This is a genomic window from Williamwhitmania sp. (assembly GCA_035529935.1).
In the GTDB taxonomy this organism is placed as follows: domain Bacteria; phylum Bacteroidota; class Bacteroidia; order Bacteroidales; family Williamwhitmaniaceae; genus Williamwhitmania.
The window spans coordinates 1-14,578 of the sequence record DATKVT010000035.1; the positions used below are offsets into that span (position 1 = coordinate 1).

General features: G+C 44.1%; 14 protein-coding genes and 1 tRNA gene. 4 read left to right on the forward strand and 11 right to left on the reverse strand.

The window, feature by feature from the left end; all coding sequences use genetic code 11:
* Together VMW01_02455 and VMW01_02460 are read right to left on the reverse strand one after the other, a co-directional pair.
* On the reverse strand, positions 1–501 hold a 501-nt coding region (locus VMW01_02455), incomplete at its 3' end, for a hypothetical protein (protein HUW05099.1).
* 74 nt (positions 502–575) lie between these two features.
* Positions 576–1,262 (reverse strand): energy transducer TonB, encoded by a 687-nt coding sequence (locus tag VMW01_02460; protein HUW05100.1) that lies wholly within the window; start codon positions 1,260–1,262, stop codon positions 576–578.
* A 187-nt stretch (positions 1,263–1,449) separates the two neighbouring features.
* Here VMW01_02460 and VMW01_02465 point away from each other — a divergent pair.
* Positions 1,450–1,523 (forward strand) — tRNA-Ala (locus VMW01_02465).
* Positions 1,524–1,591: 68 nt separating this feature from the next.
* Here the strand turns inward: VMW01_02465 and VMW01_02470 are convergent.
* Complete coding sequence (locus VMW01_02470) at positions 1,592–2,398, reverse strand: DUF4384 domain-containing protein (GenBank protein ID HUW05101.1); 807 nt, start codon at positions 2,396–2,398, stop codon at positions 1,592–1,594.
* A gap of 154 nt (positions 2,399–2,552) precedes the next feature.
* On the opposite strand from VMW01_02470, the gene VMW01_02475 reads away from it, so the two are divergent.
* Positions 2,553–3,101 (forward strand): porin family protein, encoded by a 549-nt coding sequence (locus VMW01_02475; GenBank protein ID HUW05102.1) that lies wholly within the window; start codon positions 2,553–2,555, stop codon positions 3,099–3,101.
* Between the two features lie 107 nt (positions 3,102–3,208).
* On the opposite strand, the gene VMW01_02480 is transcribed toward VMW01_02475, so the two are convergent.
* From VMW01_02480 to VMW01_02510, 7 genes are all read right to left on the reverse strand, one after another.
* Complete coding sequence (locus tag VMW01_02480) at positions 3,209–3,622, reverse strand: rhodanese-like domain-containing protein (protein HUW05103.1); 414 nt, start codon at positions 3,620–3,622, stop codon at positions 3,209–3,211.
* Between the two features lie 95 nt (positions 3,623–3,717).
* A complete protein-coding gene (locus tag VMW01_02485) occupies positions 3,718–4,143 on the reverse strand; it encodes a hypothetical protein (GenBank protein HUW05104.1) in 426 nt (141 codons plus the stop codon).
* The gene (locus tag VMW01_02490) at positions 4,127–4,609 is read right to left on the reverse strand and encodes a DUF308 domain-containing protein (GenBank protein ID HUW05105.1); all 483 of its coding nucleotides are present in this window, start codon (positions 4,607–4,609) and stop codon (positions 4,127–4,129) included. The genes VMW01_02485 and VMW01_02490 overlap by 17 nt, the downstream gene beginning before the upstream one ends.
* Before the next feature lie 12 nt (positions 4,610–4,621).
* Positions 4,622–5,140: a thioredoxin family protein gene (locus tag VMW01_02495; protein HUW05106.1), complete on the reverse strand. Its 519-nt coding sequence runs from the start codon at positions 5,138–5,140 to the stop codon at positions 4,622–4,624.
* Positions 5,141–5,224: 84 nt separating this feature from the next.
* Positions 5,225–7,354 carry a methylmalonyl-CoA mutase gene (gene scpA, locus VMW01_02500; protein HUW05107.1) on the reverse strand — a complete coding sequence of 710 codons (2,130 nt, stop codon included), beginning with the start codon at positions 7,352–7,354 and terminating at the stop codon, positions 5,225–5,227.
* Between the two features lie 81 nt (positions 7,355–7,435).
* Entirely contained in the window at positions 7,436–9,304 is a 1,869-nt protein-coding gene (locus VMW01_02505; GenBank protein HUW05108.1) for a methylmalonyl-CoA mutase family protein, read from the reverse strand.
* A gap of 175 nt (positions 9,305–9,479) precedes the next feature.
* A complete protein-coding gene (locus tag VMW01_02510) occupies positions 9,480–10,199 on the reverse strand; it encodes a DNA alkylation repair protein (GenBank protein HUW05109.1) in 720 nt (239 codons plus the stop codon).
* Positions 10,200–10,342: 143 nt separating this feature from the next.
* Here VMW01_02510 and kdsB point away from each other — a divergent pair, with 143 nt between their 5' ends.
* The gene (kdsB, locus tag VMW01_02515) at positions 10,343–11,095 is read left to right on the forward strand and encodes a 3-deoxy-manno-octulosonate cytidylyltransferase (protein ID HUW05110.1); all 753 of its coding nucleotides are present in this window, start codon (positions 10,343–10,345) and stop codon (positions 11,093–11,095) included.
* Positions 11,096–11,170: 75 nt separating this feature from the next.
* On the opposite strand, the gene VMW01_02520 is transcribed toward kdsB, so the two are convergent.
* The gene (locus VMW01_02520) at positions 11,171–12,226 is read right to left on the reverse strand and encodes an endonuclease/exonuclease/phosphatase family protein (protein ID HUW05111.1); all 1,056 of its coding nucleotides are present in this window, start codon (positions 12,224–12,226) and stop codon (positions 11,171–11,173) included.
* A 200-nt stretch (positions 12,227–12,426) separates the two neighbouring features.
* Here VMW01_02520 and VMW01_02525 point away from each other — a divergent pair.
* On the forward strand, positions 12,427–14,578 hold a 2,152-nt coding region (locus VMW01_02525; GenBank protein HUW05112.1), incomplete at its 3' end, for a TonB-dependent receptor.

Genomic DNA, 14,578 nt, shown 5'->3' on the forward strand with positions numbered 1-14,578 from the left:
TCGGCGGTCAGTTTCAATTTCAGTTTCGCCAGGACCTCTCATTCCAATACCTCCTCGTTGTCGTTCAAGGTGAGTCCACATGCGGGTTAGGCGAGGTAATAGGTATTGATATTGGGCCAACTCAACCTGCGTTTTTGCATAGGCTGTTTTGGCCCGCTGAGCAAAGATGTCAAGAATGAGGTTAGTTCGGTCAATGACCTTAACCTCAAGTGCTCTTTCAATATTTCTTAGCTGGGTTGGTGTAAGTTCGTCGTCGAAGATAACCATGTCAATATTATTCTCTTTGACGTAGTCGTTGACCTCTATTAACTTACCAGGTCCAATGAAGGTGGCGGCAAACGGAATGTCTACTTTTTGAATAAACCTTCGCTGTGCGGTTGCTCCTGCAGTGAGAGCTAGGAACTCCAACTCATCGAGGTATTCGTTCACCTGTTCTTCGGGTTGGTAGCGGGAAATTACTCCAACTAAAACAGCCAATTCAACTATTTTTTCGGGTATCATGAACAACAACCTTATTTAGAACAAAAGACCCTGATGATTCACCAGGGTCCATGCTATGCTTTTCAAAGTGTCGATTACTGAAGCTGGAAGATGATAGGGAAGGTGAAGGATACGCGAACTGGCTTTCCTCTCTGCTTTCCTGGGCTCCACCTTGGTGAAGATGAAACCACGCGAACAGCTTCTTTGTCAAGAGCTGGGTCAACGCCACGAACAACCTTTACATTGGTAACTTTACCATCGGCTTCAACCACGAACGATACAAAGACCTTACCCTGAATACCATTTTCCTGTGCAATTTCAGGATACTTGAGGTTTTGGGAAATGTAGGTTCGGAAACCATCTTGTCCTTTTCCCTGAAAGCTAGGCATGTCTTCTACAATGAAAAAGACCTGCTCTTCTGGAACAGCTTGTTCTTCATCGTTGTAGTTGGTAATCTTAACCGCTTTATTTTGGTCATCTTCGGAGTTAAAAAGTGGTTCGTCGGTTACCTTAACATCATTTCTTACAATGTTGAGAACGTCAGATACTTTTACCTGAGGTGGCGCTGGAGGAGGAGCTTTAATCTCTTCCTGTCTTGTAATAGGAATAATTTCTTGTTCGGCTGCAACTTCCTGAACTCCCATTGATTCGAGCTCTTTAGAGCCTTTACTGGTCCAATTAAAAGCAAGGAGTGCCCCACCTAAAACAATTACTAGACCTATTTCGAGAAAAAGCATTCTCTTGTTTTCCAAGTCAGCTTTGGGTGTCTTTTTTACTTCCATGTCCGTTCATAAATATTTAGCGCTTAAAAATACTATTAATTGGGTAATTATCAAAACTACCTATTAAACTATCATCAAAAACTATACGTGATTCTGGCTTAATATGTTTTTGTTTGAGAGCGGATTTGTTTTTTTTATTAGCCTTTTTATGTAATGATATTTTTTCTATTTTTGCATCGCCTTCAATGGGGGTATAGCTCAGTTGGCTAGAGCGATTGCATGGCATGCAATAGGTCAGGGGTTCGACTCCCCTTACCTCCACAAAAAAAGAGAGAAAAATCATTTGATTTTTCTCTCTTTTTTGTCTTGTAGCTGAGGCTGTAGTTGCCTTACCGAATAATCGTTGGGGCAAAAACAATGCGGCGTTGGTCTGGATTGATGGAGTATATCCACGATAAAATTTTTTCTACAGAGGAAATTTGGTCTTCACCTGTAAGGTCAATGAAGTTAATTTTCGACTTTGTAAAAACGAAGATTAGCCTATTGTGCTCCAACCCCTGCTCTTTCTTTTCAAAAACATAGTCCACTTTTTGGGGAAAGGTGATTGTTTTTCCTGGTGCAACGCTCATCTCCGTTTCGTACTTGTTAGGAAATATCAGAGATGCCTCGTTCTCAGTCACCGAAAATATGTTGAGAAAACAATCCTTAGTAACTCTTACAGTAAATTGGAGAAGATCGTTGTTGCTATATAGCGGCATAATGCCATCTACCTGAACCTGAAATTCGGGGTCCTGTTCCGTTTTGTATTTAATTACTTGGGCATCAATCGTAACCTTGATGGTGAATAGCTTTGTTGATGGATCAACAAATTTTTCCTCTACTGCGGTGTAGCTTTTAACAGCACCACGAATTTCTGATTGGGTTTGCGATGAGAAGAGTTCCGTAAAGTCTTTTCCTGCTTCACCCTTAAAAAGCATTTCGTAGGAGCTAAGGTTTTCGGCAATCCCGGCCTTGCGCAGCGCTTCAACCTTTGCACTCTGCAGGGCTTGGTTTCGGGCATCATTTTCTGAAATAGAACCGGTAATGGCGGCCTCACCTTCGGCTCCTTTTACGGTAATTATTTCCTGTCCTAAAATTGGTAGGCTATGCAGCATTAATATTGCCAATGAGAGAAGAAGAAAATGTCTTGTTTTCATAGCTAGTAAGATTTCTGCTTACCAAATGTAAGAAAGAATGCTGAATAATGCTCTGCTGAAAATGTTGTATTAGGATTATCTGCATTAGGAGGCTGGAGAACGAAAGGGGTTAAAAAATTCGCTATTTTTGTTCATATAACCAAACTTAAGAGCTATGTTAAAGAAATTGTTATTTGTTTCAGGATGCATGCTGATCTTGGTGGTTGGAGCAAACGCCCAAAATATCAGATTTGGTTTGAAGGCTGGATTACAAAGTGCAAACTACAGCGGTGATGATGCTGGTTTGGATGCTCGTTTCGCCGTCCTCTTTGGCGGATTTGCTCAGTTTCCCATGCATGGGAACTTTACCTTTCAGCCGGAAATGATCTTCTCCTTACAAGGAGCTAAGCAGGAGTCTTTAGACAAGAACATTAATGCATGGTACCTCAACTTTCCACTAATGTTCAAGTATAATCTTGCAAAGCGGTTCAATGTTGAGGCTGGGCCGCAGATTGGATTTATGATAGGCGCAAAGCTTGACGGCAATAAGATTTCTGATCAGTTTAAAACCATTGACTTTGGGGTAAACTTTGGTGTTGCCTACCGGTTAACTTCAAAGGTTGACATGGGTTTACGTTACTGTGTAGGAGTTACAGATGTTACCGACAATCCAAGTAATCTATACAATAGAGTACTCCAACTTTCTTTGGGATATCGATTCTAAACTTGTAGTTTGAGAATAATTTTAAGGGTGTGTCCATTAATTGGAACACCCTTGTGTTTTTATTCTCGAGTTGGATGCTGTTTTTGGTGGTAATCGCCCATGTAAAACTAGTGTGAACAGCCGCAGCTGCAACCTCCCGGGCTAAACTTGGTGCCGTTAATCAGCACGCTGAGCTTATCCTTGTGCCACTGAGAAATTCCGCCATCAAGATTCAGAACCTGAGTATAGCCCTGGTAAAGAAGTAGGTTTGCGACTTTTGCTCCTCGAGTGCCGCTGTTGCTCGCCACAATAATTAACTTATCCTTGGGAAGCTGTGTAAAGCTATCGGCAATAGTGCTTATGGGAATATTTATTGTCCCGGAAATATCAAAACAGATAATCTCCATCTCTTCGGGCTCCCGAATGTCGAGAAGTAATGCGCTATTAGCCTCAAGCAACTTGAAGGCCGCAATGGGAGAAATATGTTGAACCCCTTCAATGGTGAATTGTTGATGGGAAGGTACGGTGGTAAATGATTCCATTAGCATTGCAATTTTACAATTATGTTTTTTACTAAGTAGACACTGCAAAGTAAATGAAAAAGTGTTTTATAGGAAGTTCTTTTTAACAATGTCGCTTAGAATTGGTGAAGAAAGAAGGCAAAAAACGGGAAGAAGGCAATTGAGAAGTAGAGAACTAGCTGGACAATATCGAGGCTGACGATAATTTTTTCGTGGTTGTGTTTGACGCATACTACAGCTGAGAAGACAATGCGAAGGAGTAGTTCCACCACAAAAAATAAAAAAAGGCTTACTGCGTGTGAGTTTAGGGCTCTTGCCTTTACAACATTAAATCGAACTAGCTCCGAAAATGCTCGCGATAGTCCACTGCTTGGTGAGGTTGTACCGGTGATCATCTCGTAAAAGGATGGGATGGGATGGCCACCTTGGCCCGTAAAAATACCGGAGTAGATGAGCATTGCTACCACTACTCCGGCAAATATGAGGTTAATCTGAATGTAGGGGTCACGAATTGCTTCGCGCAAACTACTTCTTATCAGCATCTTGAGTTTTTTCTATCCCCTTAATTCTAATGTAGGTGCGCTTGGTTTTTCCCTTGTGAAGAGAGTCTTTGCCATCTTCCAAAACTTCGAGTTTCATAATCAGGCTATCCTTTCCTTGATCAACGGTGATCTCCACATTGTTGGTTGAATCGTTAACTACTTCTGTTTTTATGCGGTGTTCCATTTTGTTAACAAAATAGGCGAGTCCACCCGTAAAAAATAGCCAAGCGGTTGCAATTAGCGTTGCTATTATTGAAATGGATAGTGCTGCATAGCCAAGACCTTTTGCACCATTCGATCTACGTGCTTGGTCGAGACCTATTGCGCTGAGTACTATGGCAATAATCCCTGGCACAATGGCAATAATGCCGACGCATGGAATTAGGGAGATTAGAAAGGCAATTATACCCAAAACAATTCCAAGAATTCCGAGGGTTTGTCCTGCTGTTGTTTGTTTTGTATCCATGATGAAGGGCGATTAAATTTTTTCCAGAATATTGTTTAAATCTTCTTCGAGGGTTGTGGTTGGTGATTCCACTATTCTGCCAATCTCCTTATTTTCCATAAAGACGATGATTGTGGGAACTCGCTGCACGTTTAATTGTAATAGTTGGTCAATACCTGGGGCCTGCTTTTGTTTGTTAACAGCGATGAGGGTTAGGTGGTCTGTAGAAAATTTCGTGGCTTGGAGAATTTTAAGAAAGTGGGGAACCTCGCGTTGGCTATCATCGCACCAAGTTCCAAAAACCACCGTGATGGTAAGACCGGGGAGGTGCAGGCGTGCTGGTAGTTGCTCCAGTATTTCGGGATTTATGGTATATCCTTCAAAGGCTGGAGTGTACCAAGTGCTAAATGGAGCTTCGTAGAATGCTTTTGGAGTACAATCCCCAATGAGAATCTCCTGACCAGCAGCTTCATCATAAACTCGCTGGTTTTGTTGTGCACTGGCGGCCATACAGCTGATGGTCATTCCGGCAATAAGAAGTAACCTACGCATGTTGTTCCGTTTTTATGAATGGCAATTTACAAAAAAAAGAGAAGCCGCGGATGGGGCGGCTTCTCAATGTGAAATTTTGAATTACTACTCCTCAAAATTATGGAGAAGCAGTTCCAGCATCTTAATGGCGGCTGCCGAAACTGAGGTTCCGGGGCCAAAGATGGCGGCTGCGCCAGCATCGTAGAGGAACTGGTAGTCTTGGTGAGGAATTACCCCGCCAACGATGACCATAATATCTTCTCTGCCAAGTTTCTTGAGTTCTCCCATAATTTGAGGTACCAGTGTTTTGTGGCCGGCTGCAAGTGAGGAAACTCCAACAACGTGAACGTCGTTTTCAACGGCTTGCTTGGCGGCCTCTTCCGGGGTTTGGAAAAGTGGTCCCATATCCACGTCGAAGCCAATGTCGGCATAGCCGGTGGCAACAACCTTGGCTCCGCGGTCGTGTCCGTCCTGACCAAGCTTGGCAATCATAATTCGTGGTTGACGACCCTCCTTCTTAGCAAATTCCTCGCAGAGCTTGCGTGCCTTTTCAAAGTTGGAGTCGTTCTTCGATTCTGATGAGTATACACCGGAGTTCATACGGATAATGGCTTTGTAGCGTCCAACAATTTTTTCGCAAGCGTCAGAAATTTCACCAAGCGATGCGCGTTTCCTTGCAGCCTCAATGGCCAGCTCAAGCAGATTGCCCTGCTTGGTTTCAACGCACTTAGTAATTCTTTCCAATACCTCTTTAACCTCTGCTTCGTTGCGCTCGGCACGAAGTTTCTTCAGGCGTTCAATTTGTGAGATTCGAACAGCTGTGTTGTCCACCTCAAGCGTATCGATAGGGTCTTCCTTCTCCAAGCGGTACTTGTTGATACCCACAATGGCGTCAACGCCAGAGTCGATACGTGCCTGCTTACGGGCTGCAGCCTCTTCAATTCTCATTTTTGGGAGACCAGTTTCAATGGCCTTTGCCATTCCACCAAGTTCCTCAACCTCCTCGATAAGCTTCCAAGCCTTGTGTGCAATTTCGTTGGTGAGCTGTTCTAGGTAGTAGGAACCCGCCCATGGATCAACCGCACGGCAAATGTTGGTCTCTTCCTGAATGTATATCTGGGTGTTACGAGCAATACGAGCCGAAAAGTCGGTGGGTAGAGCAATGGCCTCATCCAGCGCGTTGGTGTGGAGCGATTGGGTGTGCCCCAGCGCGGCAGCCATAGCCTCAATGCAGGTACGGGCAACGTTGTTGTATGGATCTTGCTCGGTAAGTGACCAACCCGATGTTTGGCAGTGGGTGCGAAGTGCCAATGATTTATTGCTCTTTGGATTGAACTGCTTTACAATCTTAGCCCAAAGAAGTCTTCCGGCACGCATCTTAGCAATTTCCATGAAGTGGTTCATGCCAATTGCCCAGAAGAATGAAAGCCGAGGTGCAAACTGATCAACGGTAAGCCCTGCCTTGGTTCCGGTGCGAAGATACTCCAAACCATCTGCAAGGGTATAGGCTAGTTCGATGTCGGCCGTTGCGCCTGCTTCCTGCATGTGGTAACCCGAGATGGAGATACTATTGAACTTAGGCATCTTCCTCGAGGTGTATTCAAAGATGTCGGCAATAATCTTCATGGAGAATTCGGGTGGGTAGATGTAGGTGTTGCGCACCATAAATTCCTTGAGCACATCGTTCTGGATGGTTCCGCTTAGCTGTTCTAGTGTGCATCCCTGCTCTAAGCCAGCTACAATGTAGAAGGCCAAAATTGGAAGAACAGCCCCATTCATGGTCATTGATACCGACATCTTGTCGAGTGGAATGCCGTCGAAAAGCACCTTCATGTCCTCAACGCTGCAAATGGAAACTCCAGCCTTTCCAACGTCGCCAACAACGCGAGGGTGGTCGGCATCGTATCCACGGTGGGTGGCCAAGTCGAAGGCTACGGAGAGCCCTTTCTGACCTGCTGCAAGGTTGCGGCGGTAAAAAGCGTTGGACTCCTCGGCAGTAGAGAATCCTGCATATTGGCGAACAGTCCACGGTTTGTTTACGTACATAGTGCTGTAAGGTCCGCGGAGAAATGGAGGAATACCAGCGGCATAGTTAAGATGCTCCATGCCAGCAAGGTCCTCTGCTGTATAGATTGGTTTGAGCGGAATTTGTTCCGGTGTGTTCCAGGAGGTCTGGCCCTCCACCTTTGAGGCTTTTGCCTCAGGAAATTTTATGTCTGTGAATTTTGGACGCATAGTTGTTTTTGTTTGAAGTAAGGTGTCAACGCTCTGCAAATACCTTTTTTAATTGGTGTTGGCGTTACGTGAGCAACTTTTTTACAATAGCTTCAGCATTCGTTGATACTCTTTCAAGGTTTCTAGAACATTGCTCTTCACGCTAATGAAGTTCTGAATGCCCTTCTCTTGAAGCATTGGCTTGCACTCCGGTTCACCGGCAACCACTACAATGGCTTTACCTTTAAGTAAGCCGTAAGCTTCAACAGCAACGCTTACATACTCTTCGTCGGAACTGCAAATCACCACGATGTCGGCCTTTGCCTCCAGTGCGGCCTTTGTTCCTGCAGCAACTGTTGGAAATCCTATGTTGTCGATGGTGCGGAAACCAGCGCAGGCAAAAAAGTTAGCGGCAAATTGTGCTCTAGCCCTACGAAAGGCCAAATTACCGGTGGTGAGCATAAACACCTTCACCTCTTTCCCGCTCTTGTCGGTACGGAAGCGGAGTTCATCGAAAGCCATTGATCCACGATAAGGGACCAGTGGTTTTACGCAGCCTTCACAGGGTTGGGGAACGGCTTTAGTTACGGCAGCCGCAGTAACGTCGGCTTCGGCAACCTCGTCAAAGTTGGGGTATTGGTTGGTTCCAAGGATAATTTCACGGCGGGTGGCAATGCTAAGGTCGCGTTTTTGCGCTGTTGCCTCAACTTGCTCCTGTATAAATCCGGCAAGAAAGGCGTTTACATAGCCGCCCTTCTCTTCAACCTGCTTAAAGAGTTTCCATGCTTCCTGAGCAATTGATGCTGTTAGCGTTTCGATGTAGTAAGAGCCAGCCGAGGGGTCAACAATTTTGTCGAAATGAGCCTCCTCTTTCAGCAGTATTTGGGTGTTACGCGCAATGCGGTCGGAGAAATCGGTAGATTTTCTGAAAGCGTTGTCGAATGGAATAACAGTAATGGAGTCAACACCAGCAATAGCAGCACTCATGGCCTCGGTAGTTCCTCTAAGGAGGTTGGCGTATGGATCGTAAACCGAAATGTTCCAGCGAGAAGTTTCGGCATGAATGTTCATCTTAGCCGATTCTACGTTGGCTGGCTTATATGCCTCAACAATTTGAGCCCATAGCATGCGAGCAGCACGGAACTTGGCAACTTCGAGGAAATAGTTTGTTCCAACCGAGAAGGAGAATTTCATCTTGCTAGCTACCTGGTCAACCGTAAGGCCTCTATCGGTAAGCTCACTTAGGTATTCATTGGCCACGGCCAATGCAAATCCTAACTCTTGAACAATGGTAGAACCGCTATTATGGAACATGCTGCCACTAACCCCAATAACCTTGTAGTTTGGAAGAGCAGTTGCTTTTTCGATGAGCTCCTTGGCAGTATCGAAAGCATGTTTTTTATCTTGGCAAAATTTACCGCGGAGAGTTAGACTGCGTAAAGGATCGTAGTTCACCGATCCCTTGACATTGGCAGCGTTTAGTTTGTGTTTTTTTACATAATCGGCAACCAGCGGGAGAATGGCAAGGCTTGCACCCCCGGCCATAAAGTTGGTTTCTATACAGTCGATGGCAACATCCTTTAATAGAGTTTCCATTTCAACTTCCGAAAGTCCCTTCTTGCTGTCGATCACAAACCCCAAAGAGTCTACACCTCTCATGAGTACCTTAAGCGCTTTGGCGTTGGCGTTTTTTGGCTCAGTAGCATCGATGTCTTGACGTACCAACCACTTGTTGTTCGTTTTGGTTCCACGAACGTAAGGGTATTGGGCGGGAAGATAGTTGAGATGCTTTAAGTTTTTCAGGTCCTCAGCTCGGTAGTAAGGGCGAACGTTGAAGCCTTCCATGGTTTTCCATACCAGCTTTTTGTCGTAGTCGGCGCCCTTTAAATCTGCTGTAATAACTGCCTCCCAATCTGCGGTGGAAACCGGTGGGAATTCGGAAAACAGTTTTGTGTTCATATTTTCTGCCATAACTTAACATTTTGTTTAAGCACGGCAAAGGTAAAAAAAAGGAAAAAGAACAGATGGTGTAATGACTTCAAAGTGAGCCTTGAGTGTTGTTAAGCATATAACGGAGCTGTCTGTGACAGCACTTACTCGAGCTTGTTCTCTCGAAAAATTGGATGCGGTATTATATGGTAAGGCGTTATTTCCTTTGCAAAAAATTCTTCCGTAAATCTTCTGGAAATTTTTCGATGGCGTAGCGAAGCATGGTCCTAGGCATTTGGGTTACATGCTGCTCTAGGAAAGCAAGTTCGATGGCCAAATCCCTGTTGCCTATTTCCCGAAGCATCCAGCCAACGGCTTTGTGCATTAAATCGTGCTTGTGATGGAGCAGCATGGTTGCCAGTGAAATGGGATGCTCGTATTCTCCTTTTCTTATGTAATAAAAGCAAGATAGCATTGCCACTCTTTGTTTCCAAAGATGGCTTGTTTTGGCGAGGTTGTATAGAATGTCGGATTGTTCTGTGTAAAAAAGGTATGGGCCTAGAATATAGGGTGCTGAGGAATCTACCAAATCCCAATTGTTTACAAATTCTAAATGGGTTAGGTAGAGGTTTGCAATCTCCTGTTTTGTTTTATCATCCTTTGCTTTCTCAAACCGCTTGACCATCATAAAAAGGGCAGTAAGCCGATGCTCGTGGATAGGGCTTTGAAGCAGGTATTCCAATGATGCTATGGAAATTGTTTTGAAATGAACCATTGCAACCTTTCGTTGGTTGGGTACGCTCACGCCAATAAACTGGTCTCCTTCACCGTAACCTCCAGGAAATACCTGAAAGAATTTCTCGAGAGAGGCGATATCCTTTTTCGTATTCTTTAGTTGAGACAGTTCTTCTTTAACATGTTTTAAGGTTGTGTCCATAGCTGTTTTGGGAAAAATCTTGTTTAATACTCGTGAATATCTTGCTGCTGAATACGAATGCTAATTTGGTAATTTTTTTTTGGCATTAAGCAATGGTTCTTTCAAAAAAAATGGGGAGCTTTGACCTGTAAAACTGTAACGATATGAACCCTATTGGAATAATTCCGGCACGATACGCCTCCACCAGATTCCCCGGAAAGCCGTTGGCAATAATTGGCGGTAAGCCCATGATTCAGCGTGTGTATGAGCAGGCCATGAAGGTGCTTGAAACGGTTGTGGTGGCAACCGATGACGATCGTATCTTTTCGGCAGTTGAGGCATTTGGAGGGAAGGTGGTTATGACTTCCGTTAACCATAAAAGTGGTACAGACCGTTGCGCTGAGGCAGTTACCGTTTTGATGGAAAAGGATAAAAGAAGTTTTGACGTAGTGCTCAATATTCAAGGTGACGAACCGTTTTTGCATCCTGAGCAGCTGCGAAAGGTGCTCTCCTGTTTTTTTGAGAAGGATGCTCAAATCGCAACTCTCGTTAAACCTTTTAGTCCCAGCGAGGACATATTTAACCCCAACAGCCCTAAGGTAGTTATCAATCACAATAGGGAGGCAATTTACTTTAGCCGTAGCCCAATTCCATTTGTTCGAGGTGCGGAAAAGGAAGATTGGCCAATGCAGCACATTTTTCTTAAGCACATTGGGCTTTATGGCTACCGAACAGAGATTCTTCAAGAGATTACTCGGCTTGAACAAACGCCGCTGGAGTTGGCCGAGTCGCTGGAGCAGCTGCGCTGGATAGAGAATGGCTATAAGATAATGGTGGAGCAAACCCATCTGGAGAGCTTTGGCATCGATACACCCGAAGATTTGGACCGGGCCATTAAGCTGGGATTGTTAGGTTAGCCTCACTAATAAAAAATAAATAGGGCTGTCGGAATATTTCTGACAGCCCTATTTAGTTCAATTTAGAACATTGTTCTACTTGATGATTTCTTTGGCAATAAAGATGTAGGTAGGAAAGTGGTCGGAGTAGCCACCTTGATAGGTAGTTCCAACATATGTGCGCAGAGGATAGCCTTTAAATTGACCATCTTGCTGGGTGATAAAATCAGCCTTAAATATTTTTGCTTTCAAGAATTTGTAGGTGCCTAGTTTTGCATTGAGCAGTGGCTCAGATATGATAATTTGGTCGAAGAGATTCCACGTGTCACGGTATGCAAGCGATCCATACCCCTCCTTAAATAGTTGATACATGGTGTTGAAGAAATCTTTTGGTCCAACATCCTGCCTATCGCCTTTTGCACCAAGCACCTTAATGAGGCTAGGGCTTGTGGGGTCGTCGTTGAGGTCACCCATTATTATAATTTTAGCGTTGCGATCAGTCTTTAATATTGAATCAGCCAATGATTTTGTCAGTTCGGCAGCTGCCTTCCTGTTTGGCAAACTTTGTTTCTCGCCACCAAATCTTGATGGCCAGTGGTTTACAATAATGTGCAATGGCTCACCATCGTAAATGCCACTTACAACTAGTTGATCGCGAGTTCTGAATGTAGTGTCAGATTTCATGTGTAATCTAACTGAGCGGGTGTTGGTAACCTTGAAAAATGCCGGGCGGTAGAGCAGGGCAACGTCAATTCCACGGTGGTCGGGACTATCGTAATGTACAAATTGGTAGCCAGAAGCTTTTAGTTTAGGCGTATTTACCAAGTCCTCCACAACCTGTCTGTTTTCTATTTCTGAAATTCCGATAATAGCAGGACCGCCTGGAAAAAGTTCGCTTCCAATTTGGGCGATAACGGTGGACATGTGATCCAGCTTAGTTTTGTAGCGCTCAGTGTTCCAATGGTACGGGCCATCTGGAAGAAAATCATGATCGTTGATGGTCGGGTCTTGAATGGTATCGTAAAAATTTTCCTGGTTGTAAAAAGCGATACAACCTACCCGATACTGCTTCTCCTGAGCTTGGGTCTGGATGGCTAAAAAAAGCACGAAAGTGGCTACCAGAGGAAGCCATTTGATGTAGAGTTTTTTCATAATTGCACAAGTTTGTTGAGGCAGATAACTGATAATCTGTCGCTTATCAAAAAAAAGAGGTCTGCCCCGAAGAGCAGTGAAAAAGGGGGATGAATATATGAATTTTTTTTTTTCCTTTGCAACCAATAATTTGGGGTGTTGTCACTCCATTGATCAAAAATACACCTAACAACCTAATTTACTTACCTAAAAGAGTTCTCATGAAAAAATTGCTTTTTTTGGCCTTTATTCTAACCCTGTCCAGCTTTGGAGTTGCCTTTGGTCAGGTTGGAGTAGTTAAGGGAACTGTTCTCGACGCAGAATCTAGCGCTGGCATTCCTGGTGTAACAGTGGGCCTTGTTGGAAGTAATCAATCTGTATTTACAGATGCTTCCGGAAATTTTGAATTGACTAATGTACCCGTGGGTGATCAATCACTGCAGCTTACATTACTTGGTTACGAAGAGGTTCTTGTAACCATAAATGTAAAGGAGGGTGAAAATGATTTGGGCACTTCAACGCTAAAACGTGCAGAAGGGACTGAGGCGCAGTCAGCTGTTCTGTCTGAGGCAATGGTTAGCGCCGATGAAATTGATGGCGAGGTTTCTTCACAAAATGTGTCGAGTTTGCTAAGTTCATCAACCGATGTGTTTAACAATATTGCAGGCTTTACCTTTGGTGCTGCTCGGTTTAGGATTAGGGGATACGATTCCGACTATTCCGATCAATATATGAACGGAATTTCAGTAAATGACCCTGAATCGGGTTATGGTTCTTGGTCGCAGTGGGCCGGTCTAAATGACGTAACTCGCTCACAGGTTAATAAGATTGGACTTCAACCTGGCCGTTTTTCGTTTGGTAATCTTGGAGGTATTACCAACATAAACACCAGAGCATCCTCCTACCGTGCAGGATTTAAGGCTTCTTACGCTCACTCAAATCGCAGCTATACCGACCGTGTTATGGCAACCTACTCTACTGGTATGCTGAGCAATGGTTGGGCATTTACAGTATCGGGTTCACGTCGCTACGCCAAGGAAGGTTATGTACAAGCAACCTCCTACGATGCTTGGGCTTACTTTATGGCCATCGAGAAGAAACTTTCTGATAATCACTCCATCGCCTTAACTGCTTTTGGTGCTCCCGTTAAACGAGGAATGGCTAATGGATCTGTTCAGGAGGTCTATGATTTGGTAGGTTCAAACTTCTACAACTCAAACTGGGGATGGCAGGATGGCTCCAAGAGAAATGCTCGAATCAGGAAAACCCATGAGCCAATGATTATTCTTAACGATTACTTTAAGATTAACGAAAAAACTCAGCTTACCACTTCGTTGGGTTATACATTTGGCCGTAATGGAAGCACAGCCCTTAACTGGTATGATGCTCCAGATCCTCGTCCAGATTACTACCGCTACTTACCTAGCTACAATGTTGGTTCCTCCGATTATCAAGACATTGTAAATAGTTTTATGAATAACTCATCGGTTAACCAAGTTAACTGGGATGCACTATATAATGTAAACTACGGTTTCGACACTGTTATCCACGATGCAAATGGCGTTACTGGAAATAATGTTGCTGGCCACATGTCAAAATATTTTGTGGAGGAGAGGCGTGACGATCAAACCCAGTTTACTGCTAGCTCCAATATTACCACCGAAATAAACAGCAACATTACCCTTACTGGAGGAGTTGAGTTTATTCGCTACCATGGTAAACACTTCAAAACCATCAGCGATCTTTTGGGTGGCGATTTTGTGCTTGACGTAGACCAGTTTGCTGAGCGTGATTTTACTGGCAACCCAACTATGGCGCAGAATAACCTAGAAATCCCCAATCACATTGTTAAGGTAGGCGATAAGTATGGTTACGACTACGAATCGAACGTTAATACCGCAAATGCTTGGACGTTGGCTGAGTTCTCCTACAGTAAGTTCGACTACTATCTTGCCGGTTCTTACACCTACACCGATTTTTATAGAACAGGTAATATGCAAAACGGGCGATTCCCAAATACTTCACTTGGAAAGTCGGATGTTAAGCAGTTCAATAACTTTGGATTTAAGGGTAGTGCTACCTATAAGCTGAATGGTCGTCACTATTTTGAAATGAATCTGGCCTATATTACCCGGGCACCTTTTTTCCGTAATAGCTACATTTCACCTAGGGTAAATAACAAGGTTGTGGATAACCTGAAAAGTGAAACCGTTGAAAGTATCGACGCTAGCTATAACCTTAGAACTCCCTATATCAAGGCGCGGTTGACTGGCTATATTACACAGTTTAAGGATCAAACCCAGCTTACCAGCTTCTACGATGACTCTTACCAAACCTTTGTTAATTTTGCAATGACAGGTATTGACAAGCGCA

Bases quoted from the DNA above. Each gene is read 5' to 3' on its own strand.
- VMW01_02460 (HUW05100.1), bottom strand. From the start codon at position 1,262: ATGGAAGTAAAAAAGACACCCAAAGCTGACTTGGAAAACAAGAGAATG.
- VMW01_02470 (HUW05101.1), bottom strand. From the start codon at position 2,398: ATGAAAACAAGACATTTTCTTCTTCTCTCATTGGCAATATTAATGCTG.
- VMW01_02505 (HUW05108.1), bottom strand. From the start codon at position 9,304: ATGGCAGAAAATATGAACACAAAACTGTTTTCCGAATTCCCACCGGTT.
- VMW01_02480 (HUW05103.1), bottom strand. From the start codon at position 3,622: ATGGAATCATTTACCACCGTACCTTCCCATCAACAATTCACCATTGAA.
- VMW01_02495 (HUW05106.1), bottom strand. From the start codon at position 5,140: ATGCGTAGGTTACTTCTTATTGCCGGAATGACCATCAGCTGTATGGCC.
- VMW01_02475 (HUW05102.1), top strand. From the start codon at position 2,553: ATGTTAAAGAAATTGTTATTTGTTTCAGGATGCATGCTGATCTTGGTG.
- VMW01_02510 (HUW05109.1), bottom strand. From the start codon at position 10,199: ATGGACACAACCTTAAAACATGTTAAAGAAGAACTGTCTCAACTAAAG.
- VMW01_02490 (HUW05105.1), bottom strand. From the start codon at position 4,609: ATGGATACAAAACAAACAACAGCAGGACAAACCCTCGGAATTCTTGGA.
- VMW01_02485 (HUW05104.1), bottom strand. From the start codon at position 4,143: ATGCTGATAAGAAGTAGTTTGCGCGAAGCAATTCGTGACCCCTACATT.
- scpA (HUW05107.1), bottom strand. From the start codon at position 7,354: ATGCGTCCAAAATTCACAGACATAAAATTTCCTGAGGCAAAAGCCTCA.
- VMW01_02520 (HUW05111.1), bottom strand. From the start codon at position 12,226: ATGAAAAAACTCTACATCAAATGGCTTCCTCTGGTAGCCACTTTCGTG.
- kdsB (HUW05110.1), top strand. From the start codon at position 10,343: ATGAACCCTATTGGAATAATTCCGGCACGATACGCCTCCACCAGATTC.